Annotated in this window: 38 protein-coding genes; 4 read left to right on the top strand and 34 right to left on the bottom strand. The window is 50.6% G+C overall.

Annotated features, from left to right (window positions below; translation table 11 throughout):
• The first annotated feature begins 1 nt into the window (after window position 1).
• The 3 genes from rsmB (at window position 2) to mscL (ending at window position 3,244) form a co-directional block, all read left to right on the top strand.
• The gene (rsmB, locus tag ACWKX3_RS15990) at window positions 2-1,288 is read left to right on the top strand and encodes a 16S rRNA (cytosine(967)-C(5))-methyltransferase RsmB (RefSeq protein WP_006178907.1); all 1,287 of its coding nucleotides are present in this window, start codon (window positions 2-4) and stop codon (window positions 1,286-1,288) included.
• 22 nt (window positions 1,289-1,310) lie between these two features.
• Window positions 1,311-2,687: a Trk system potassium transporter TrkA gene (gene trkA, locus ACWKX3_RS15985; protein ID WP_006178908.1), complete on the top strand. Its 1,377-nt coding sequence runs from the start codon at window positions 1,311-1,313 to the stop codon at window positions 2,685-2,687.
• A gap of 143 nt (window positions 2,688-2,830) precedes the next feature.
• Window positions 2,831-3,244, top strand: a complete 414-nt coding sequence (gene mscL / locus ACWKX3_RS15980; protein ID WP_006178909.1) for a large-conductance mechanosensitive channel protein MscL — start codon at window positions 2,831-2,833, stop codon at window positions 3,242-3,244.
• Here mscL and ACWKX3_RS15975 read toward each other — a convergent pair whose 3' ends face one another.
• The 31 genes from ACWKX3_RS15975 to rpsJ all read right to left on the bottom strand — a co-directional run bounded on the left by ACWKX3_RS15975 (window position 3,245) and on the right by rpsJ (window position 18,077).
• Window positions 3,245-3,460, bottom strand: coding sequence for an alternative ribosome-rescue factor A (locus ACWKX3_RS15975; protein WP_058610882.1), 216 nt, complete (start codon window positions 3,458-3,460; stop codon window positions 3,245-3,247).
• Between the two features lie 57 nt (window positions 3,461-3,517).
• Complete coding sequence (gene zntR / locus ACWKX3_RS15970) at window positions 3,518-3,943, bottom strand: Zn(2+)-responsive transcriptional regulator (RefSeq protein WP_006178911.1); 426 nt, start codon at window positions 3,941-3,943, stop codon at window positions 3,518-3,520.
• 2 nt (window positions 3,944-3,945) lie between these two features.
• Window positions 3,946-4,314: a DnaJ family domain-containing protein gene (locus ACWKX3_RS15965; RefSeq protein WP_102890102.1), complete on the bottom strand. Its 369-nt coding sequence runs from the start codon at window positions 4,312-4,314 to the stop codon at window positions 3,946-3,948.
• Window positions 4,315-4,421: 107 nt separating this feature from the next.
• A complete protein-coding gene (gene rplQ / locus ACWKX3_RS15960; RefSeq protein ID WP_001216372.1) occupies window positions 4,422-4,808 on the bottom strand; it encodes a 50S ribosomal protein L17 in 387 nt (128 codons plus the stop codon).
• A 40-nt stretch (window positions 4,809-4,848) separates the two neighbouring features.
• On the bottom strand, window positions 4,849-5,838 hold the full coding sequence (locus ACWKX3_RS15955; protein WP_002919219.1) for a DNA-directed RNA polymerase subunit alpha: 990 nt from the start codon (window positions 5,836-5,838) through the stop codon (window positions 4,849-4,851).
• Between the two features lie 25 nt (window positions 5,839-5,863).
• On the bottom strand, window positions 5,864-6,484 hold the full coding sequence (gene rpsD / locus ACWKX3_RS15950; RefSeq protein WP_004868345.1) for a 30S ribosomal protein S4: 621 nt from the start codon (window positions 6,482-6,484) through the stop codon (window positions 5,864-5,866).
• Between the two features lie 32 nt (window positions 6,485-6,516).
• Window positions 6,517-6,906: a 30S ribosomal protein S11 gene (gene rpsK / locus ACWKX3_RS15945; RefSeq protein ID WP_003863312.1), complete on the bottom strand. Its 390-nt coding sequence runs from the start codon at window positions 6,904-6,906 to the stop codon at window positions 6,517-6,519.
• 16 nt (window positions 6,907-6,922) lie between these two features.
• Window positions 6,923-7,279: a 30S ribosomal protein S13 gene (gene rpsM / locus ACWKX3_RS15940; RefSeq protein WP_003863308.1), complete on the bottom strand. Its 357-nt coding sequence runs from the start codon at window positions 7,277-7,279 to the stop codon at window positions 6,923-6,925.
• Window positions 7,280-7,425: 146 nt separating this feature from the next.
• Entirely contained in the window at window positions 7,426-7,542 is a 117-nt protein-coding gene (gene rpmJ, locus ACWKX3_RS15935) for a 50S ribosomal protein L36 (RefSeq protein WP_000868187.1), read from the bottom strand.
• 31 nt (window positions 7,543-7,573) lie between these two features.
• Window positions 7,574-8,905 (bottom strand): preprotein translocase subunit SecY, encoded by a 1,332-nt coding sequence (gene secY, locus ACWKX3_RS15930; RefSeq protein ID WP_003863305.1) that lies wholly within the window; start codon window positions 8,903-8,905, stop codon window positions 7,574-7,576.
• Between the two features lie 7 nt (window positions 8,906-8,912).
• The gene (rplO, locus tag ACWKX3_RS15925) at window positions 8,913-9,347 is read right to left on the bottom strand and encodes a 50S ribosomal protein L15 (RefSeq protein ID WP_003863304.1); all 435 of its coding nucleotides are present in this window, start codon (window positions 9,345-9,347) and stop codon (window positions 8,913-8,915) included.
• 3 nt (window positions 9,348-9,350) lie between these two features.
• Complete coding sequence (gene rpmD / locus ACWKX3_RS15920; RefSeq protein WP_003863301.1) at window positions 9,351-9,530, bottom strand: 50S ribosomal protein L30; 180 nt, start codon at window positions 9,528-9,530, stop codon at window positions 9,351-9,353.
• A gap of 6 nt (window positions 9,531-9,536) precedes the next feature.
• The gene (gene rpsE / locus ACWKX3_RS15915) at window positions 9,537-10,037 is read right to left on the bottom strand and encodes a 30S ribosomal protein S5 (protein WP_003863299.1); all 501 of its coding nucleotides are present in this window, start codon (window positions 10,035-10,037) and stop codon (window positions 9,537-9,539) included.
• A gap of 14 nt (window positions 10,038-10,051) precedes the next feature.
• The gene (gene rplR / locus ACWKX3_RS15910) at window positions 10,052-10,405 is read right to left on the bottom strand and encodes a 50S ribosomal protein L18 (protein WP_003863297.1); all 354 of its coding nucleotides are present in this window, start codon (window positions 10,403-10,405) and stop codon (window positions 10,052-10,054) included.
• A 9-nt stretch (window positions 10,406-10,414) separates the two neighbouring features.
• Window positions 10,415-10,948, bottom strand: a complete 534-nt coding sequence (rplF, locus tag ACWKX3_RS15905; RefSeq protein WP_006178917.1) for a 50S ribosomal protein L6 — start codon at window positions 10,946-10,948, stop codon at window positions 10,415-10,417.
• A gap of 12 nt (window positions 10,949-10,960) precedes the next feature.
• The gene (gene rpsH, locus ACWKX3_RS15900) at window positions 10,961-11,353 is read right to left on the bottom strand and encodes a 30S ribosomal protein S8 (RefSeq protein WP_006178918.1); all 393 of its coding nucleotides are present in this window, start codon (window positions 11,351-11,353) and stop codon (window positions 10,961-10,963) included.
• 30 nt (window positions 11,354-11,383) lie between these two features.
• Window positions 11,384-11,689: a 30S ribosomal protein S14 gene (gene rpsN, locus ACWKX3_RS15895; protein ID WP_003863291.1), complete on the bottom strand. Its 306-nt coding sequence runs from the start codon at window positions 11,687-11,689 to the stop codon at window positions 11,384-11,386.
• Between the two features lie 14 nt (window positions 11,690-11,703).
• On the bottom strand, window positions 11,704-12,243 hold the full coding sequence (gene rplE, locus ACWKX3_RS15890) for a 50S ribosomal protein L5 (protein ID WP_001096206.1): 540 nt from the start codon (window positions 12,241-12,243) through the stop codon (window positions 11,704-11,706).
• A gap of 14 nt (window positions 12,244-12,257) precedes the next feature.
• A complete protein-coding gene (gene rplX, locus ACWKX3_RS15885) occupies window positions 12,258-12,572 on the bottom strand; it encodes a 50S ribosomal protein L24 (protein WP_006178919.1) in 315 nt (104 codons plus the stop codon).
• A gap of 10 nt (window positions 12,573-12,582) precedes the next feature.
• Window positions 12,583-12,954, bottom strand: coding sequence for a 50S ribosomal protein L14 (rplN, locus tag ACWKX3_RS15880; RefSeq protein WP_006178920.1), 372 nt, complete (start codon window positions 12,952-12,954; stop codon window positions 12,583-12,585).
• A 166-nt stretch (window positions 12,955-13,120) separates the two neighbouring features.
• Window positions 13,121-13,375 (bottom strand): 30S ribosomal protein S17, encoded by a 255-nt coding sequence (rpsQ, locus tag ACWKX3_RS15875; RefSeq protein ID WP_006178921.1) that lies wholly within the window; start codon window positions 13,373-13,375, stop codon window positions 13,121-13,123.
• On the bottom strand, window positions 13,375-13,566 hold the full coding sequence (gene rpmC, locus ACWKX3_RS15870; RefSeq protein WP_003863282.1) for a 50S ribosomal protein L29: 192 nt from the start codon (window positions 13,564-13,566) through the stop codon (window positions 13,375-13,377). Before rpmC ends, rpsQ begins: the two co-directional genes overlap by 1 nt.
• A complete protein-coding gene (rplP, locus tag ACWKX3_RS15865; protein WP_002919759.1) occupies window positions 13,566-13,976 on the bottom strand; it encodes a 50S ribosomal protein L16 in 411 nt (136 codons plus the stop codon). The genes rpmC and rplP overlap by 1 nt, the downstream gene beginning before the upstream one ends.
• A gap of 12 nt (window positions 13,977-13,988) precedes the next feature.
• Window positions 13,989-14,690, bottom strand: coding sequence for a 30S ribosomal protein S3 (rpsC, locus tag ACWKX3_RS15860; protein ID WP_000529945.1), 702 nt, complete (start codon window positions 14,688-14,690; stop codon window positions 13,989-13,991).
• 17 nt (window positions 14,691-14,707) lie between these two features.
• Window positions 14,708-15,040, bottom strand: coding sequence for a 50S ribosomal protein L22 (gene rplV, locus ACWKX3_RS15855; protein ID WP_002919773.1), 333 nt, complete (start codon window positions 15,038-15,040; stop codon window positions 14,708-14,710).
• A gap of 14 nt (window positions 15,041-15,054) precedes the next feature.
• On the bottom strand, window positions 15,055-15,333 hold the full coding sequence (rpsS, locus tag ACWKX3_RS15850; RefSeq protein WP_001138117.1) for a 30S ribosomal protein S19: 279 nt from the start codon (window positions 15,331-15,333) through the stop codon (window positions 15,055-15,057).
• A 16-nt stretch (window positions 15,334-15,349) separates the two neighbouring features.
• Entirely contained in the window at window positions 15,350-16,171 is an 822-nt protein-coding gene (rplB, locus tag ACWKX3_RS15845; protein WP_008457150.1) for a 50S ribosomal protein L2, read from the bottom strand.
• Window positions 16,172-16,188: 17 nt separating this feature from the next.
• A complete protein-coding gene (rplW, locus tag ACWKX3_RS15840; RefSeq protein WP_000617546.1) occupies window positions 16,189-16,491 on the bottom strand; it encodes a 50S ribosomal protein L23 in 303 nt (100 codons plus the stop codon).
• Window positions 16,488-17,093, bottom strand: a complete 606-nt coding sequence (rplD, locus tag ACWKX3_RS15835; RefSeq protein WP_003031119.1) for a 50S ribosomal protein L4 — start codon at window positions 17,091-17,093, stop codon at window positions 16,488-16,490. Before rplD ends, rplW begins: the two co-directional genes overlap by 4 nt.
• A gap of 10 nt (window positions 17,094-17,103) precedes the next feature.
• Window positions 17,104-17,733, bottom strand: a complete 630-nt coding sequence (rplC, locus tag ACWKX3_RS15830) for a 50S ribosomal protein L3 (RefSeq protein ID WP_006178923.1) — start codon at window positions 17,731-17,733, stop codon at window positions 17,104-17,106.
• Window positions 17,734-17,765: 32 nt separating this feature from the next.
• Window positions 17,766-18,077: a 30S ribosomal protein S10 gene (rpsJ, locus tag ACWKX3_RS15825; RefSeq protein WP_001181005.1), complete on the bottom strand. Its 312-nt coding sequence runs from the start codon at window positions 18,075-18,077 to the stop codon at window positions 17,766-17,768.
• 381 nt (window positions 18,078-18,458) lie between these two features.
• Between rpsJ and ACWKX3_RS15820 the strand changes: the two genes are divergently transcribed.
• Window positions 18,459-18,932, top strand: coding sequence for a prepilin peptidase (locus ACWKX3_RS15820; protein WP_337285996.1), 474 nt, complete (start codon window positions 18,459-18,461; stop codon window positions 18,930-18,932).
• Here the strand turns inward: ACWKX3_RS15820 and bfr are convergent.
• The 3 genes from bfr to tuf form a co-directional block, all read right to left on the bottom strand.
• On the bottom strand, window positions 18,916-19,392 hold the full coding sequence (gene bfr / locus ACWKX3_RS15815; protein ID WP_006178925.1) for a bacterioferritin: 477 nt from the start codon (window positions 19,390-19,392) through the stop codon (window positions 18,916-18,918). The two genes, ACWKX3_RS15820 and bfr, sit on opposite strands and share 17 nt — an antisense overlap.
• Window positions 19,393-19,464: 72 nt before the next feature.
• The gene (gene bfd, locus ACWKX3_RS15810) at window positions 19,465-19,659 is read right to left on the bottom strand and encodes a bacterioferritin-associated ferredoxin (RefSeq protein ID WP_003863268.1); all 195 of its coding nucleotides are present in this window, start codon (window positions 19,657-19,659) and stop codon (window positions 19,465-19,467) included.
• 177 nt (window positions 19,660-19,836) lie between these two features.
• The gene (tuf, locus tag ACWKX3_RS15805; protein ID WP_039274549.1) at window positions 19,837-21,021 is read right to left on the bottom strand and encodes an elongation factor Tu; all 1,185 of its coding nucleotides are present in this window, start codon (window positions 21,019-21,021) and stop codon (window positions 19,837-19,839) included.
• Window positions 21,022-21,033: the final 12 nt, after the last annotated feature.

The raw sequence follows: 21,033 nt of genomic DNA, 5'->3' as shown, positions 1-21,033 counted from the left end.
TATGAAAAAACAAAATTTACGCAGTATGGCGGCACAGGCCGTTGAAAAAGTTATTGAGCAGGGCCAGTCACTGAGCAATGTCCTGCCACCGCTGCAACAAAAAGTCTCTGATAAAGATAAGGCGCTGCTGCAGGAGCTGTGCTTTGGTGTGCTTCGCACGTTGTCTCAGCTTGAATGGATGATTAGCCGGCTGATGGCACGCCCCATGACCGGCAAACAGCGTAGCGTGCATTATTTGATTATGGTGGGATTCTATCAGCTCCTGCATACCCGCATTCCCCCTCATGCTGCGCTTGCCGAAACGGTGGAAGGCGCCATTGCGATTAAGCGTCCTCAGCTTAAAGGATTGATTAACGGGGTACTGCGCCAGTTCCAGCGACAGCAGGAGGAACTTTTAGCTGAGTTCGCCCAGACTGAGAAGCGTTTCCTTCATCCTGACTGGCTGCTGAACCGCCTGAAAAAAGCCTATCCAACGCAGTGGCAAGCCATTGCAGAGGCCAATAATCAACGCCCTCCGATGTGGCTTCGCGTGAACCGCACTCATCATAAGCGCGATGAGTGGCTGGCGTTGCTGGAAGAGTCAGGAATGAGCGGATTCATCCACGAAGCTTACCCGGATGCCGTGCGTTTAGCCTCCCCTGCCCCGGTACACGCCTTGCCTGGGTTTGAAGAGGGCTGGGTGACCGTACAGGATGCTTCTGCACAAGGCTGCATGACCTGGCTTGAACCAAAAAACGGTGAGAAGATCCTCGATCTCTGTGCTGCACCCGGCGGCAAAACAACGCATATTCTGGAAGTTGCGCCGCAGGCCGACGTTCTCGCCGTTGACGTCGATGAGCAGCGCCTGTCACGCGTCTATGACAACCTGAAGCGTTTAGGCATGAAGGCCCAGGTTAAGCAAGGCGATGGCAGAACACCCGCAGACTGGTGTGGCAACACGCAGTTCGATCGCATTTTGCTTGATGCTCCCTGCTCTGCAACGGGCGTTATCCGTCGTCATCCCGACATTAAATGGCTGCGCCGCGATCGTGACATCAAAGAACTGGCTCAACTGCAGTCCGACATCCTCGATGCTATCTGGCCGCACCTGAAAGCTGGCGGAACCCTGGTATATGCAACCTGCTCCGTACTTCCCGAGGAAAACAGTCAGCAGATTGCCGCCTTCCTTAAACGTACGCCTGACGCAGCGCTGCATGATACGGGCACGCCTGAACAGCCGGGACAGCAGAACCTGCCTGGCGCTGAAGAGGGTGATGGCTTCTTTTACGCTAAGCTAATCAAAGAGTGATGTTGAGAACAGGTCACGAAATATGAAGATTATCATTCTGGGTGCAGGACAGGTTGGCGGGACGCTGGCGGAAAATCTTGTCGGCGAAAATAACGACATCACCATTGTCGATACAAACGGCGAACGCCTGCGCGTTTTACAGGACAAATTTGACCTGCGCGTTGTGCAAGGACACGGTTCACATCCCCGCGTCCTGCGTGAGGCGGGTGCTGACGATGCCGACATGCTGGTTGCCGTAACCAGTTCTGACGAAACCAATATGGTTGCATGCCAGGTGGCCTATTCGCTTTTCAACACGCCAAACCGAATCGCCCGTATACGTTCTCCGGACTATGTGCGGGATGCAGAAAAGCTGTTCAATTCAGAGGCGGTACCTATCGATCATCTTATCGCGCCGGAACAGCTGGTTATTGACAGCATTTATCGCCTGATCGAATACCCGGGCGCTTTGCAGGTGGTCAACTTTGCCGAAGGTAAAGTCAGTCTTGCCGTTGTTAAGGCTTATTACGGTGGCCCGCTGATAGGCAATGCGCTGTCTACGATGCGCGAGCACATGCCACATATTGATACGCGTGTCGCCGCCATTTTCCGTCACGACCGGCCAATCCGTCCGCAAGGCTCTACGATTGTTGAAGCGGGCGATGAAGTCTTCTTTATCGCGGCATCACAACATATCCGCGCGGTGATGAGTGAGCTTCAGCGTCTTGAAAAACCCTATAAGCGCATCATGCTGGTCGGCGGTGGCAACATCGGTGCAGGACTTGCCCGACGTCTTGAGAAAGATTACAGCGTAAAACTGATCGAGCGCGATCAACAGCGCGCCTCTGAACTCGCGGAAAAATTACAAAATACGATCGTATTTTTCGGCGATGCATCGGATCAGGAGTTGCTGGCGGAAGAGCATATCGATCAAGTTGATTTGTTCATTGCGGTGACCAACGACGATGAAGCGAACATTATGTCCGCTATGCTCGCGAAACGTATGGGGGCCAAAAAGGTGATGGTGCTTATTCAGCGCCGTGCCTACGTTGATCTTGTACAGGGCAGCGTCATTGATATCGCGATTTCTCCACAGCAGGCGACGATTTCCGCCCTGCTGAGCCATGTGCGTAAAGCTGATATCGTGGGTGTTTCATCACTTCGTCGTGGGGTGGCTGAAGCCATTGAGGCCGTCGCGCATGGCGATGAAACTACCTCACGCGTTGTCGGTCGTTCCATCGATGAAATCAAGCTCCCACCGGGAACAATCATCGGTGCCGTAGTCCGTGGAAATGACGTCATGATCGCCAATGATAATTTACGTATCGAACAAGGCGACCATGTAATTATGTTCCTTACGGATAAGAAATTTATTACCGACGTTGAACGGTTATTCCAGCCAAGCCCATTCTTCCTTTGATATCAGGGGGTTCATTATTGAGCCCCTCATTTAACCCTCTCATCTCTAAGCCTTTTATTTTTCATAGCGAATATTTATCACCAATGGCAAATGGCTAATCATTTGTTAAACTTATAGGCGTCAGGTGGTTCAAGGAGAAAATAATGAGTTTTATTAAAGAATTTCGCGAATTTGCGATGCGCGGGAATGTGGTGGATTTGGCGGTGGGTGTCATTATTGGTGCGGCGTTCGGTAAGATCGTTTCATCTTTAGTTGCCGACATTATTATGCCACCTTTAGGGTTGCTGATCGGCGGCATCGATTTTAAACAGTTTGCCGTTACGCTTCGCGAGGCTCAGGGAGATATTCCTGCCGTCGTAATGCACTACGGCGTGTTCATCCAGAATGTGTTTGATTTTGTGATTGTGGCGTTCGCCATTTTTATGGCCATCAAGCTCATCAACAGACTTAACCGTAAAAAAGAAGAACCTGCAGCTGCGCCTGCAGCACCGTCCAAAGAAGAAGTGTTGCTGAGTGAAATCCGTGATTTGTTAAAAGAGCAGAATAACCGCTCTTAATCAGCACCAAAAAGCCGGAAGGCCAGTGGTAAATAAGCGAATCGCTTGCTTGCCACTGGCCTCCCAGTTACCTCGTTTTGCATGTTTATCTTTACGCAGATAGCTGCCTTTTCCTTTTTTACTCTTCTCAACCCGCTGCCTGAAAAGCGGATCGTGAAGCAGTGCCTCAATGGCGTTATCCTTAATTTGTCCTTTGGTATGCTGATAGCGGCTCATAATCTCTCCTGAGCATGGTTAATGACGACGGGAGTCTAGTCCCGGACTGGCTAAAAATCAACATCCCTGCGGCTCCCCAGTGGCCCCTTGCTCGAGCGTTTCCAGAATGGAACAATACACGCTGCTGTGCGCGGTACCGCAGCACGCATCATTCAGCCGTTGCAGTGAACGCTGCATGGTCTGCAGCTCCTGAATACGTGCTTCAACCTCATCCAGCCTTGCCTGGACAATACTTTTAGATTCCTGACAGGTGTGATGTTCAGGATCGATGCGGATCGATAACAGTTCGCGGATCGATTCCAGCGAAAATCCGAGCTGACGCGCGTACCGAATAAAGCGCAAACGCTGGAGATCGTTATCCGTATAGAGACGGAACCCCCCCTCAGTTCGCACTTCATGATCTATCATCTGCTGCTTCTCGTAATAGCGGACAGTGTCCGGCGTTACGTTTGCGAGCCTGGCAAGTTCACCAATACGATACATGCTTATTCCTCGTCTAATCTTTGCCTGATACTTTCGTAATAGTCACCCTGCAAAAAGTCGGTGCTCATTCCCGCCTGCCGTAGTCTGAGCTCGATTACTCTCAATCGGCGGCTAATTTCCTGATGCCGCGGATCGTCCTTACGAATGCCCTTGAGCAGGTCAGTCAGTTCGACAGCTTCTTTGCGCTGTTCCAGTTCGGGAGGTAAACAGCCTGCATTTTTCAGTAAACGGTATCCGGCTCGCAGATCGGCAGGAATGTGCGAATCATCATCCAGCACTAAGGGCGCGCCGCTACCCGGGAGATTATCGAATTCACCTTTTCGTTGGGCATCGCAGATATGGCGTTCTGCCCATTGGTCCAGCAACCACATGTTGAACTCCACGCAGTGGACATAAAAGATACAGTTATTGTAGAGAAGTGGGGATCCTGCGGATATAAAAAAACCCGCCGAGGCGGGTTTTTTTACGTTACTACAGATTACTCTGCAGCAGCTTCTGCTTTAGATTCTGAACGATCAACCAGCTCGATGTAAGCCATCGGCGCGTTGTCGCCTGCACGGAAGCCACACTTCAGAATACGAGTGTAACCACCGGCACGGCTCGCGAAACGCGGGCCCAGTTCGTTAAACAGTTTTGCCACGATCTCGTTATCACGAGTACGGGCGAATGCCAGACGACGATTAGCAACGCTGTCAGTCTTGGCAAGAGTAATCAGCGGCTCAACTACGCGACGCAGCTCTTTCGCTTTAGGCAGGGTCGTCTTGATGATCTCATGACGAACCAGTGAACCTGCCATGTTGCGGAACATAGCCTGGCGATGGCTGCTGTTGCGGTTCAGTTGACGACCACTCTTACGATGGCGCATGACCTTATCCTTCTCAGTAAAACCTTAACCTGTGATCCGGTTACTCGTCAGCAATGCTTGCCGGTGGCCAGTTTTCCAGGCGCATGCCCAGAGACAGACCACGTGAAGCCAGCACGTCTTTAATCTCGGTAAGAGATTTTTTACCCAGGTTTGGCGTTTTCAGCAACTCAACCTCGGTACGCTGTACCAGATCACCGATATAGTGGATAGCTTCTGCCTTGAGGCAGTTAGCAGAGCGGACAGTCAACTCGAGATCGTCAACAGGGCGCAGCAGGATCGGATCGAATTCTGGTTTCTCTTCTTTCACTTCCGGCTGACGTACATCACGTAAGTCAACGAAAGCTTCCAGTTGTTCTGCCAGGATGGTTGCCGCACGACGAATCGCCTCTTCAGGATCGATTGTGCCGTTGGTTTCCATTTCGATGACCAGCTTGTCCAGGTCGGTACGCTGTTCTACACGCGCTGCTTCAACATTGTAGGCAATACGCTCTACAGGGCTGTAGCATGCGTCGACCAGCAGACGGCCGATTGGGCGCTCATCTTCTTCCGAATGAATTCGGGCAGAAGCCGGCACATAACCACGACCGCGCTGAACTTTGATACGCATGCTAATCGCTGCGTTCTCATCGGTCAGGTGGCAGATCACGTGCTGCGGCTTGACGATTTCAACATCACCGTCGTGGGTGATGTCGGCTGCAGTCACAGGGCCAATGCCAGATTTATTCAGAGTAAGAATAACTTCATCTTTACCCTGAACTCTCACCGCCAGCCCTTTCAGGTTGAGCAGGATTTCAAGGATATCTTCCTGAACGCCTTCTTTGGTGCTGTACTCATGAAGTACACCATCAATCTCAACCTCGGTCACCGCGCAACCCGGCATCGATGAGAGCAGAATACGGCGCAGTGCGTTACCCAGAGTATGGCCAAAGCCACGCTCTAAAGGCTCAAGGGTCACCTTGGCGTGCGTCGAACTCACTTGCTCGATATCTACCAGGCGCGGTTTTAGAAACTCTGTCACAGAACCCTGCATTGTGTCCTCTCTTTGGTACTAAGCTTTACTTGGAGTAAAGCTCGACGATCAGGTGTTCGTTAATGTCCGCAGACAGATCAGAACGTTCCGGCTGACGCTTGAACGTACCTTCCATCTTGCCAGCATCAACTTCCAGCCAGGTTGGCTTTTCACGCTGCTCAGCCAGCTCCAGAGCGGCCTTCACGCGAGATTGCTTTTTCGCTTTCTCACGAATGCTAACAACGTCATTCGCTTTAACCTGATAAGAAGCGATGTTAACAACACGACCGTTTACCATGATTGCTTTATGGCTAACCAGCTGGCGTGATTCAGCACGAGTCGCGCCGAAGCCCATACGGTATACAACGTTGTCCAGACGACCTTCCAGCAGGGCCAGCAGGTTTTCACCTGTGTTGCCTTTCAGACGTGCTGCTTCTTTATAGTAGTTACGGAACTGACGCTCCAGCACACCGTACATACGGCGAACTTTTTGCTTTTCACGCAACTGCACACCATAGTCAGACAGACGCGGTTTACGCGCACCGTGCTGGCCAGGAGCTTGTTCAATTTTACACTTGGTATCGATCGCGCGAACGCCAGACTTAAGGAATAAGTCGGTGCCCTCACGACGGCTCAGCTTGAGCTTAGGACCCAAATATCTTGCCATTTTCTATCTCCAACTAACCTAAAAAACGAGCGTTATACGCGACGTTTTTTCGGCGGACGACAACCGTTATGAGGGATCGGAGTCACATCAGTAATATTCGTGATGCGGAAACCAGCGGCGTTCAGAGCGCGAACAGTAGATTCACGACCCGGACCCGGACCTTTAACCATAACTTCCAGATTCTTGATGCCGTATTCTTTTACGGCTTCAGCGCAACGCTCTGCTGCAACCTGAGCTGCGAACGGAGTGGATTTGCGAGAACCACGGAAACCGGAACCACCGGCTGTTGCCCAACCCAATGCGTTACCCTGACGATCAGTAATAGTAACGATGGTGTTGTTGAAAGAAGCATGGATATGAGCCACGCCGTCAGAGACTTGTTTTCTTACACGTTTACGTGCACGAACTGGTGCCTTTGCCATTATTCAATCACCCCGATTATTTCTTGATCGGTTTGCGCGGACCCTTACGGGTACGTGCGTTGGTCTTAGTACGCTGACCGCGCACTGGCAGACCACGACGATGACGCAAACCGCGATAGCAACCAAGATCCATCAGGCGCTTGATGCTCATGCTGATTTCACGGCGCAGATCACCTTCAACGACAAATTTGGCAACTTCGTCACGCAGCGTGTCGATTTGTTCTTCAGACAGCTCACTGATCTTAACATCTTCAGCGATACCCGCTGCAGCCAGAATGGCTTTAGAACGGGTCTTGCCGACGCCGTAGATCGAAGTTAATGCGATCACAGCATGTTTCTGATCAGGAATGTTAATGCCTGCTATACGGGCCACTATGCACTCCTACTATTTAATATGTACGCACCATGCTGAAAAGCCCGTTTTCAGGATACTCAAATGGAAACGTACAGACATACAAAAGATTGGCTGGCTAATCTAGCCAGCTCAACCCAACTTTGCAAGAAAAATATGCGAAATAATCAGCCTTGGCGCTGTTTATGCTTCGGCTCGGCACTGCAAATCACACGGATGACACCATCACGCTTAACGATTTTGCAGTTACGGCATAATTTCTTGACGGAAGCACGAACTTTCATTTTTACTCTCCGTAACTTCTCAGGCGACCAATTAGCGGCCATAGCCTTTCAGGTTCGCCTTCTTCAATGCAGACTCATACTGACTGGACATCATCAGAGTTTGCACTTGAGCCATAAAGTCCATAATCACGACAACAACGATAAGCAACGAGGTCCCACCGAAGTAGAACGGCACTTTCATTGCATCACGCATGAACTCCGGGATCAGGCAGATAAAAGTAATATAAAGCGCACCAACCAAAGTCAGGCGAGTCATTACTTTATCGATATACTTCGCCGTTTGCTCTCCCGGACGAATTCCTGGTACAAATGCACCGGACTTCTTCAGGTTATCTGCTGTTTCACGCGGGTTGAAGACCAACGCCGTGTAGAAGAAACAGAAGAAGATGATCGCAGACGCATAGAGTAACACATAGAGTGGTTGCCCAGGCTGCAAATACAGCGAAATTGTTGTCAGCCAGTTCCAACCAGTACCGCCCCCGAACCATGACGCGATGGTCGCCGGGAACAGAATAATACTGGAAGCGAAGATAGCCGGGATAACCCCCGCCATATTCACTTTCAGCGGTAAATGTGTGCTCTGTGCAGCATAGACACGACGACCCTGCTGACGTTTAGCGTAGTTCACCACAATGCGGCGTTGACCACGTTCCACGAAGACAACAAAGAACGTCACTGCAAATACTAATACTGCAACCAACAGCAACAGGAGGAAGTGCAGGTCGCCTTGACGCGCTTGCTCGATAGTGTGGGCGATGGCCGGCGGGAGACCCGCAACGATACCGGCGAAGATAATGATCGAGATACCGTTACCGATACCACGTTCAGTAATCTGTTCGCCGAGCCACATCAGGAACATCGTTCCTGTGACCAGACTTACAACAGCGGTGAAATAGAATGCAAAGCCTGGGTTTAACACCAGACCCTGCATACCAGGCATATTCGGAAGACCGGTAGCAATACCGATCGACTGGAATATTGCCAGCACCAGAGTACCGTAGCGGGTGTACTGACTAATCTTACGACGTCCAGACTCCCCTTCTTTCTTCAACTCTGCCAGGGCCGGATGAACGACCGTCAGCAGCTGGATAATAATCGATGCCGAAATATACGGCATGATACCCAGAGCAAAGATAGAAGCACGGCTGAGAGCACCACCAGAGAACATGTTAAACATTTCAATGATGGTGCCTCGCTGTTGTTCAAGCAGTTTGGCAAGTACAGCGGCATCGATACCAGGGATCGGAATAAAAGAGCCAATACGGAACACAATCAGCGCGCCGATAACAAACAGCAGTCTGCGTTTCAGCTCGCCAAATCCACCTTTGGCACTTTGAAAATCTAATCCCGGTTGCTTAGCCATCTGCTACTTATTCCTCAATTTTACCGCCAGCAGCTTCGATAGCAGCACGAGCACCTTTAGTAACACGCAGGCCACGAACAGTTACCGGAGTAGAAACTTCACCAGCCAGGATCACTTTCGCGAACTCGATCTGGATACCGATAATGTTTGCTGCTTTCAGCGTGTTCAGGTCTACAACGCCGCCTTCAACTTTCGCCAGGTCAGACAGACGGATTTCCGCTGTGATCGCTGCTTTGCGAGAGGTGAAGCCGAACTTCGGCAGACGACGGTACAGTGGCATCTGACCACCCTCGAAACCGCGACGTACGCCACCGCCAGAACGAGAGTTCTGACCTTTGTGACCACGACCACCGGTTTTACCGAGGCCAGAACCGATACCACGACCCAGGCGTTTACCCGCCTTTTTAGAGCCTTCGGCCGGAGACAGAGTATTTAAACGCATCTCTTACTCCTCAACTTTAACCATGAAGTAAACCGCGTTGACCATACCACGAACAGCGGGAGTATCCTCGCGCTCAACGGTATGTCCAATACGACGCAGACCCAGGCCAAGCAGCGTTGCCTTGTGTTTCGGCAGACGACCGATTGCACTGCGGGTTTGAGTGATTTTAATAGTCTTTGCCATGGTCAATTACCCCAGAATTTCTTCAACGGATTTACCACGCTTGGCAGCGACCATTTCTGGAGAATTCATATTTTCCAGGCCATCAATAGTTGCACGAACCACGTTGATCGGGTTGGTGGAACCATATGCTTTAGCCAGAACGTTATGAACTCCAGCAACTTCCAGAACGGCGCGCATTGCACCACCGGCGATGATACCGGTACCTTCTGAAGCTGGCTGCATGAATACACGAGAACCCGTGTGAACACCTTTAACCGGGTGTTGCAGGGTGCCGTTGTTCAGCGCGACGTTAATCATATTGCGACGGGCTTTTTCCATCGCTTTCTGGATCGCTGCTGGAACTTCACGCGCTTTACCGTAACCAAAACCAACGCGACCGTTACCATCACCAACTACAGTCAGAGCTGTGAAGGAGAAAATACGACCACCTTTAACGGTTTTAGATACGCGGTTAACCGCGATCAGCTTTTCCTGCAGTTCGCCAGCCTGTTTTTCGATGTGAGCCATCTTACACCTCTACCTTAGAACTGAAGGCCAGCTTCACGGGCAGCATCTGCCAGTGCCTGGACACGACCATGATATTGGAACCCGGAACGGTCAAAGGAAACATTGCTGATGCCTTTTTCCAGAGCGCGTTCTGCAACAGCTTTACCTACAGCTGCAGCGGCGTCTTTGTTACCGGTGTACTTCAATTGTTCTGAGATAGCTTTTTCTACAGTAGAAGCAGCTACCAGAACTTCAGAACCGTTCGGTGCAATTACCTGTGCGTAAATATGACGCGGGGTACGATGTACCACCAGGCGAGTTGCACCCAGCTCTTTGAGCTTGCGGCGTGCGCGGGTCGCACGACGGATACGAGCAGATTTCTTATCCATAGTGTTACCTTACTTCTTCTTAGCCTCTTTGGTACGCACGACTTCGTCGGCGTAACGAACACCCTTGCCTTTATAAGGCTCAGGACGACGGTAGGCGCGCAGATCTGCTGCAACCTGACCGATCAGCTGTTTATCAGCGCCTTTCAGCACGATTTCAGTTTGAGTCGGACATTCTGCAGTGATACCGGCCGGCAGCGGATGCTCAACAGGGTGTGAGAAGCCCAGAGACAGGCCTACTGCATTCCCTTTGATCGCTGCACGATAACCTACACCAACCAGCTGAAGCTTTTTAGTGAAGCCTTCGGTAACACCAACAACCATTGAGTTCAGCAGGGCACGCGCGGTACCAGCCTGAGCCCATCCATCCACGAAACCATCACGTGGACCAAAGGTCAGAGCGTTATCTGCATGTTTAACTTCAACAGCATTGTTGAGGGTACGAGTCAGCTCGCCGTTTTTACCTTTGATCGTAATAACCTGACCGTCGATTTTTACATCAACGCCGGCAGGAATAACGACCGGTGCTTTAGCAACACGAGACATTCTTTCCTCCGATTAGGCTACGTAGCAGATAATTTCGCCACCAAGACCAGCTTGGCGCGCTGCACGATCAGTCATAACACCTTTAGAGGTAGAAACAACCGCGATACCCAGACCAGCCATAACTTTAGGCAGCTCATCTTTTTTCTTATAGATGCGCAGGCCTGGGCGGCTGACACGCTGAATGCTTTCTACAACAGCTTTACCCTGGAAATACTTGAGAGTAAGTTCCAGTTCCGGCTTGGTGTCGCCTTCAACTTTAAAATCTTCGATAAAACCTTCTTCCTTCAGCACGTTGGCAATTGCCACTTTCAGCTTGGCGGAAGGCATGGTGACCGCAACTTTGTTCGCGGCCTGACCGTTACGGATACGGGTCAGCATATCCGCGATCGGATCTTGCATGCTCATCTGTCTTTACTCCCGTGATTCAATTGGTAATTACCAGCTAGCCTTTTTCAAGCCTGGTACTTCACCGCGCATGGCGGCTTCACGCAGTTTGATACGGCTCAACCCAAACTTGCCCACATAACCATGTGGACGACCTGTTTGACGACAGCGGTTACGCTGACGAGACGGGCTGGAATCACGCGGCAGAGACTGCAGCTTGAGAACCGCATTCCAACGATCTTCGTCGGAAGCGTTCACATCAGAAATGATCGCTTTCAGTTCAGCGCGTTTAGCGAAGAATTTATCAGCTAAAGCTACGCGTTTTACTTCGCGTGCTTTCATTGATTGCTTAGCCATTCAGTAACCCTACCTTACTTGCGGAACGGGAAGTCAAAGGCAGCCAGCAGAGCACGGCCTTCTTCATCAGATTTCGCAGTAGTGGTAATGGTAATATCCAAACCACGCACGCGGTCGACTTTATCGTAGTCGATTTCTGGGAAGATGATCTGCTCACGGACACCCATGCTGTAGTTACCACGACCGTCGAAAGACTTAGCGGACAAGCCACGGAAGTCACGGATACGTGGAACAGCAATAGTGATCAGGCGCTCAAAGAACTCCCACATGCGTTCGCCACGCAGAGTTACTTTACAGCCGATCGGATAGCCCTGACGGATTTTGAAGCCTGCAACAGATTTGCGTGCTTTGGTGATCAGCGGTTTTTGACCGGAGATTGCTGTCAGGTCAGCTGCTGCGTTATCCAGCAGTTTCTTGTCAGCGATCGCTTCACCAACACCCATGTTCAGGGTGATCTTCTCGACCCGAGGGACTTGCATGACAGAATTGTAGTTAAACTCAGTCATGAGTTTGTTAACTACTTCGTCTTTGTAGTAATCATGCAGTTTCGCCATCGTACTACTCCAAATTACTTGATAGTTTCACTTGTAGATTTGAAGAAACGGACTTTTTTGCCGTCTTCGAATCTAAAGCCTACACGGTCAGCCTTGCCGGTAGCCGCATTGAAGAGAGCAACGTTAGAAACCTGAATAGCAGCTTCTTTTTCAACGATGCCACCTGGTTGGTTCAGGGCCGGAACCGGCTTCTGATGTTTCTTAACCAGGTTGATACCTTCAACGACGAGTTTGCCGGAAGACAGAACATTTTTTACTTTACCGCGTTTACCTTTATCTTTACCGGTTAACACGATAACTTCGTCATCACGACGGATTTTCGCTGCCATGATTCGCTCCTTAGAGTACTTCTGGTGCCAGAGAGATAATTTTCATGAACTTTTCAGTACGAAGTTCACGAGTTACCGGCCCAAAGATACGCGTGCCGATAGGCTGCTCGCTGTTATTGTTCAAAATAACGCATGCATTACCATCGAAGCGAATGACAGAACCGTCAGGGCGACGAACACCCTTCTTGGTGCGCACCACTACCGCCTTCAGCACATCACCTTTTTTGACCTTACCACGTGGAATTGCTTCCTTGATGGTGATCTTGATGATGTCGCCTACGCCTGCGTAGCGACGGTGCGAGCCACCCAGAACCTTGATACACATTACGCGACGTGCACCGGAGTTGTCGGCGACGGTCAGCATAGTCTGTTCTTGGATCATTTTAGTGCTCCGCTAATGTCAACTACTACCTGAGACTCTAAAATCAGAGCCGTTAAAAAGCCCCATATCGAGGGCGCGGCATTATAACACCGCTTCTGCAATATGGGTAGAAAAAATAAACGGCTCATCGCTGAGCCGTTTATTCGTATTGAGAATGCGTACTCTATTACAGAACCGCTTTCTCTACAACGCGAACCAGCGTCCAGGACTTAGTCTTGGACAGTGGACGGCATTCACGGATTTCAACCTTGTCGCCGATACCACATTCGTTGTTCTCGTCATGTACGTGCAGTTTGGTCGTACGTTTGATGAATTTACCGTAGATCGGGTGTTTCACGAAACGTTCGATAGCAACAACCATGGATTTCTCCATTTTGTCGCTAACAACACGACCTTGCAGAGTACGGATTTTATCGGTCATTACGCACCCGCCTTCTGAGTCAGTAAAGTCTTAACGCGTGCAACATTGCGACGCACTTGCTTCAGCAGGTGAGTCTGTTGCAGCTGGCCACTTGCAGCCTGCATACGCAGGTTGAACTGCTCACGCAGCAGGTTCAGCAGCTCAGCGTTCAGCTCTTCAACGCTTTTTTCACGCAGCTCTTTTGCTTTCATTACATCACCGTCTTAGTTACAAAGGTGGTTTTGATAGGCAGTTTCGCTGCTGCCAGGCCGAAGGCTTCACGGGCCAGCTCTTCCGGAACACCGTCCATTTCATAAAGGACTTTGCCCGGTTGGATCAAGGCAACCCAGTACTCCACGTTACCTTTACCTTTACCCATACGAACTTCCAGTGGCTTCTCGGTGATCGGTTTGTCCGGGAATACACGGATCCAGATCTTACCTTGACGCTTAACTGCACGGGTCATTGCACGACGTGCTGCTTCGATCTGACGTGCAGTCAGACGACCACGGCCAACAGCTTTCAGACCGAAAGTGCCGAAGCTAACATCCGTACCCTGCGCCAGACCACGGTTGCGGCCTTTGTGCACTTTACGGAATTTTGTACGCTTTGGTTGTAACATCAGCGACGCTCCTTATTTACGGCCTTTACGCTGCTGCTTTTTAGGTTGAGCAGCCGGTTTTTCCGGTTGTTCAACAGCAGCCATACCACCCAGGATCTCACCTTTGAAGATCCATACCTTAACGCCGATTACACCGTAAGTGGTGTGCGCTTCAGAGGTGTTGTAGTCGATGTCAGCACGCAGAGTGTGCAGCGGTACGCGACCTTCGCGGTACCATTCGGTACGTGCGATTTCCGCGCCGCCCAGACGGCCGCTAACTTCAACTTTGATACCTTTAGCGCCCAGACGCATTGCGTTCTGTACAGCACGCTTCATAGCACGACGGAACATAACACGACGTTCCAGCTGTGAAGTGATGCTGTCAGCAACCAATTTAGCGTCCAGTTCAGGCTTACGAACTTCAGCGATATTGATCTGTGCAGGAACGCCAGCGATATCCGCTACGACCTTGCGCAGTTTTTCTACGTCTTCGCCTTTCTTACCGATTACGATGCCAGGGCGAGCAGTGTGAATAGTCACACGGATGCTCTTAGCTGGACGCTCGATAACGATACGAGATACAGACGCTTTAGCCAGTTCCTTAGTCAGGTACTGACGTACTTTAAAATCGCTGTCCAGGTTGTCAGCGAATTCTTTGGTGTTCGCAAACCAGGTAGAGTTCCATGGTTTTACAATACCCAGGCGAATACCATTAGGATGTACTTTCTGACCCATTGCTAGTCTCCAGAGTCTCAGCGATCGGACACAACCACAGTAATGTGGCTGGTGCGCTTCAGGATGCGATCTGCACGACCTTTCGCACGCGGCATAATGCGCTTCATGCTTGGGCCTTCATCTACGAAAATTTTCGCGACTTTCAGATCGTCGATGTCAGCGCCATCGTTGTGTTCAGCGTTAGCAATGGCAGATTCCAGTACTTTCTTGACCAATACCGCAGCTTTCTTGTTGGTATAGGTCAGGATGTCCAGGGCCTGCGACACTTTCTTACCGCGAATCAGGTCAGCAACAAGGCGAACCTTCTGTGCAGAAGAACGAGCATGGCGATGTTGAGCTAAAGTTTCCATCTCTTCCTCCTACCTTATTTCTTCTTCGCTTTTTTATCAGCAGCGTGGCCGCGATAAGTACGAGTCGGTGCGAATTCACCCAGTTTGTGACCAACCATTTCGTCGGTAACAAAGACTGGAACGTGCTGACGACCATTATGGACAGCGATGGTCAAACCGATCATGTTAGGAAAGATCGTTGAACGACGGGACCAAGTGCGCAGGGGCTTCTTGTCTCCGCTTTCCACCGCTTTCTCTACCTTCTTCAGCAAGTGCAGGTCAATAAAAGGACCTTTCTTGAGAGAACGTGGCATGGCTTATCCTCTAAAATTATTTGCTACGGCGACGTACGATAAATTTATCAGTACGCTTGTTGCTGCGGGTCTTCTTACCTTTGGTCTGAACGCCCCACGGAGATACCGGGTGCTTACCAAAGTTACGACCTTCACCACCACCATGTGGGTGATCGACTGGGTTCATCGCAGTACCGCGAACGGTAGGACGAACACCACGCCAGCGTGCAGCACCTGCTTTACCCAGAACGCGCAGCATATGCTCAGCATTGCCAACTTCGCCCAGAGTAGCGCGGCAGTCTGCTTCGACTTTACGCATTTCACCAGAACGCAGACGCAGGGTGACATAAGCACCATCACGCGCAACGATCTGAACGTAAGTACCAGCGGAACGTGCCAGCTGACCGCCTTTACCTGGTTTCATTTCTACGTTATGAACGGTAGAACCAACCGGGATATTGCGCATCGGCAGGGTGTTACCTGCTTTGATTGCAGCATCAACGCCAGACTGAATCTGGTCGCCAGCTTTCAGGCCTTTAGGGGCCAGGATGTAACGGCGTTCGCCATCTTTGTACAGAACCAGCGCGATGTTCGCGGAACGGTTCGGATCGTACTCAAGACGCTCAACAACTGCTGGGATACCGTCTTTGTTGCGTTTAAAGTCAACAATACGATAAGCCTGCTTGTGGCCACCACCGATGTGACGAGTGGTGATACGGCCATTGTTGTTACGACCACCGGATTTGCTGTTTTTTTCCAGCAACGGAGCAAAAGGCTTGCCCTTGTGCAGCTCAGGGTTAACCACTTTAACTACGTGGCGACGACCCGGAGATGTCGGTTTACATTTAACAACTGCCATTGTATTACTCCTCCGACTTACTCAGCGCCGCCAACGAAGTCCAGGTTCTGGCCTTCCTTCAGGGTGACGTAAGCTTTTTTCCAGTCGCTACGACGACCGATACGCTGTCCGTGACGTTTAACTTTCCCTTTAACAACCAGGGTGTTAACGACTTCGACTTCGACTTCAAACAGTTTCTGCACAGCAGCTTTGATCTCTGCTTTGGTCGCGTCTTTAGCAACTTTGAGAACGATGGTGTTAGTTTTTTCCATCGCAGTAGACGCTTTTTCAGAAACGTGCGGTGCGCGAAGCACCTTCAGCAGACGTTCTTCACGAATCATGCCAGCATCTCCTCAACTTGCTTAACAGCATCAGCAGTCATTACGACTTTGTCGAAGGCGATCAGGCTAACCGGGTCGATACCAGTTGCATCGCGTACGTCAACCTTGTGCAGGTTGCGCGCAGCCAGGAACAGGTTCTCGTCCAGCTCACCGGTGATGATCAGCACATCTTCCAGAGCCATGTCTTTCAGTTTCTGTGCCAGCAGCTTAGTTTTAGGCGCTTCAACAGAGAATGATTCGACAACGATCAGACGATCCTGACGTACCAGTTCGGACAGAATGCTTTTCAGCGCGCCGCGGTACATCTTTTTGTTAACTTTTTGACTGTGGTCCTGAGGACGCGCAGCGAAGGTCACGCCACCTGAACGCCAGATCGGGCTCTTGATAGAACCTGAACGCGCACGGCCGGTACCTTTCTGGCGCCACGGCTTTTTGCCGGAACCAGTTACTTCAGCACGAGTCTTCTGAGCACGAGTACCCTGACGAGCACCAGCTGCATAAGCAACTACAACCTGGTGAACCAGCGCTTCGTTGAAATCACGACCGAAGGTAGTTTCGGAAACAGTCAGCGCGCTCTGCGCGTCTTTCAATACTAATTCCATTGCTATCCCCTTACGCCTTCACAGCTGGTTTAACGATCAGGTCGCTACCGGTTGCACCCGGAACTGCACCTTTAACCAGCAGCAGGTTGCGCTCAGCGTCAACACGTACTACGTCCAGGCTCTGAACGGTTACACGTTCGTTACCCAGCTGACCTGCCATTTTCTTGCCTTTGAACACTTTGCCCGGAGTCTGGTTCTGACCGATAGAACCCGGAACGCGGTGAGACAAGGAGTTACCGTGAGTAGCGTCCTGGGTACGGAAGTTCCAGCGCTTAACGGTACCAGCAAAACCTTTACCTTTAGAGGTACCGGTTACGTCAACTTTTTTAACGTCAGCAAACAGCTCAACGCTAATATCCTGACCTACGGTGAACTCTTCGCCTTCAGCAAGACGGAATTCCCACAGACCACGGCCAGCTTCAACGCCAGCTTTAGCGAAGTGACCCGCTTCTGGTTTGGTTACACGGTTAGCTTTTTTAGCACCAGTGGTCACCTGAACAGCGCGGTAGCCATCGTTAGCCAGATCTTTAACCTGAGTAACGCGGTTTGCTTCAACTTCGATTACGGTTACTGGGATTGAAACGCCATCTTCAGTGAAGATGCGGGTCATGCCCACTTTTTTACCGACTAAACCAATCATTGTATCAACCTCTCAATCGCTCGATGACCTGATTAACCCAGGCTGATCTGCACGTCTACACCGGCAGCCAGATCCAGACGCATCAGAGCATCAACGGTTTTCTCAGTTGGCTCAACGATGTCAACCAGACGCTTGTGAGTGCGGATTTCGTACTGATCACGCGCGTCTTTGTTAACGTGCGGAGAGATCAGAACGGTAAAGCGCTCTTTGCGGGTCGGCAGCGGGATCGGACCACGGACTTGCGCACCAGTGCGCTTAGCAGTCTCGACGATTTCCGCGGTTGATTGATCGATCAGACGATGATCAAACGCTTTAAGGCGGATACGGATTCTTTGGTTCTGCATGAGACCAGAGCTCCAATTATTTTATAAACGAAAATGATTACTCCTCAAACCCATTACGATTGATGGGAGAGTGTAACCGTTCTTACGTAGCTCCCCAATTGGGAGCATTGTTGAGCAACAAAATGAGTCACTCCGGTTCTGATTGAACCCGCCGTCAATTACGACAAGCCCGCGCATTATACGTAAATATGCGCAAGACGCAAGTGTCGTTTAGAAAATAAGCGCCAGAGAGTCATTATGCGCAGCCCCTCGCAAACGTTCTGGCAACGCTTCGCTTTTCAACTCTTTCCTTGAAGCCGCCACGCAGGACTTCATTTTTCAATTTGTTAGCCGTCAACGTTGTGAGGAAGATGCGCAAAACCTCTTTTCAAGGATGATGACATGCTGACTGCCCTGCCCTTTCTCCTCATCTATTTATTGCTTACGGCTTTACTGGTACGCGAAGATGTTCGCTCCGGGTTACTACCGGACCGCTACGTGTGCCCGCTCCTCTGGACAGGACTGCTTTTCCAGCTTTGCCTTCACCCGCAGTTTCTCCCCAGCGCAGTGGCTGGCGCGATGGCAGGCTATCTGGGTTTCGCGGCAATCTACTGGGGGTATCGACTGGTTTGTCATCGCGAGGGGTTGGGCTATGGCGACGTAAAATACCTGGCGGCGCTAGGAGCATGGCATGGCTGGTGCATTTTGCCCGTTCTGGCACTCGCTGCTGCGCTGATGGCGCTCCTTTATCTTCTTATTCTCTCTTTATGGCATCCTGAAAAAGAGCCATTAAAAAACCCACTGCCTTTTGGACCATTTCTGGCAGCAGCGGGTTTATGCGTCGGCTGGCAAAGTCTGATTAACTTTCCACTTTGATCTGCGACTGAAGATAGTTCGGCAGGCCTATTTTGCTGATCAGATCCAGCTCGGTTTCAAGCCAGTCGATGTGGCCTTCTTCATCGGCCAGAATCTGAATCATCATGTCGCGGCTAACGTAATCATGGACGCTATCGGCATAGGCGATAGCCTCACGCAGATCTTTCGCTCCTTCAAGCTCAAGATTCAGATCGGAACGGAGCATCTCCTCGACGTCTTCGCCGATGCCCAGTTTGCCGAGATCCTGCAGGTTAGGAATGCCTTCAAGGAATAAAATACGCTCGATGTACTTATCGGCGTGTTTCATCTCATCGATGGATTCGTGGTATTCAACATCGTTGAGGCGCGTCAGGCCCCAGTTTTTGAACATTCTTGCATGAAGAAAATACTGGTTGATTGCGACAAGCTCATTTCCCAATAATTTATTGAGATAACTTATGATTTTAACATCACCTTTCATTATATAGTCCCTCCGCTTCCACTCATTGAAGCGTAGAACGGGCTACAGGGATGTCAAAAAAAAGAGAGGCGCTCAGGCAATCTCTTTGAATTCTGGGATCTGCATCAGTTCATCCTGCATGATCTCACGGGCAGCACGAACGCACTTACCGCATTGATTTCCCACTGGAACAAACTTGCGCAGTTGCTGGAAGGATTGTGGCTGAAATTGACGAACGGCCTGACGAATTTTTTTATCACTCACACCATTACAAAGACAAACGTACATACACACTCCCGTTCAAAATATGCGCAAAGTGTAAGTGAGAATGGTTATGATTACAATAGCACAAGCCGCAGGATACGCGTCGGGAGAGTACAAAAAATGCGAAAATTTGTGACAGCACTAAATCGCAGAAAACAAAAAAGGACGCCGAAGCGTCCTTTTTAATTCAGGGATAATTAATTAGCCCAGAACTTTAGCAACAACGCCCGCGCCAACGGTACGGCCGCCTTCACGGATTGCGAAACGCAGACCGTCGTCCATCGCGATTGGGTGGATCAGTGTCACAACCATCTTGATGTTGTCGCCTGGCATTACCATCTCTACGCCTTCTGGCAGTTCGATGGTACCGGTCACGTCAGTTGTACGGAAGTAGAACTGTGGACGGTAGCCTTTGAAGAACGGAGTATGACGGCCGCCTTCGTCTTTGGACAGGATGTACACTTCAGATTCGAACTTGGTGTGTGGCTTGATTGAGCCTGGCTTCGCCAGAACCTGACCACGTTCGATTTCTTCACGTTTGATACCACGCAGCAGAACACCAACGTTCTCACCAGCACGGCCTTCGTCCAGCAGTTTGCGGAACATTTCAACGCCAGTACAGGTAGACTTAGCAGTCTCTTTGATACCAACGATTTCAACTTCTTCACCAACTTTGATGATACCGCGCTCTACACGACCGGTAACAACGGTACCACGACCGGAGATGGAGAATACGTCTTCGATTGGCAGCAGGAATGGCTTGTCAATCGCACGCTCTGGTTCTGGGATGTAAGAATCCAGGAAGCCAGCCAGTTCGATGATTTTCTCTTCCCACTCTGCTTCGCCTTCCAGCGCTTTCAGCGCGGAACCACGAACGATTGGAGTGTCGTCGCCTGGGAAATCGTACTGAGACAGCAGTTCACGAACTTCCATCTCTACCAGTTCCAGCAGCTCTTCGTCATCAACCATGTCGCACTTGTTCAGGAACACGATGATGAAAGGAACGCCTACCTGACGACCCAGCAGGATGTGCTCACGAGTCTGAGGCATTGGGCCGTCAGTCGCAGCAACAACCAGGATCGCGCCGTCCATCTGCGCAGCACCGGTGATCATGTTTTTAACATAGTCGGCGTGGCCTGGGCAGTCTACGTGTGCGTAGTGGCGAGTCGGGGTGTCATATTCAACGTGGGATGTGTTGATGGTGATACCACGAGCTTTTTCTTCTGGTGCGTTATCGATCTGGTCGAATGCACGAGCAGCACCGCCGTAGGTTTTAGCCAGTACGGTAGTGATTGCAGCGGTCAGGGTAGTTTTACCATGGTCAACGTGGCCGATAGTACCAACGTTGACGTGCGGTTTTGTACGTTCAAATTTTTCTTTAGACACGGCTATATTCCT

It is taken from the genome of Enterobacter sp. UPMP2052 (genome assembly GCF_053709675.1).
This window is presented reverse-complemented; position numbering and strand designations above follow the sequence as displayed.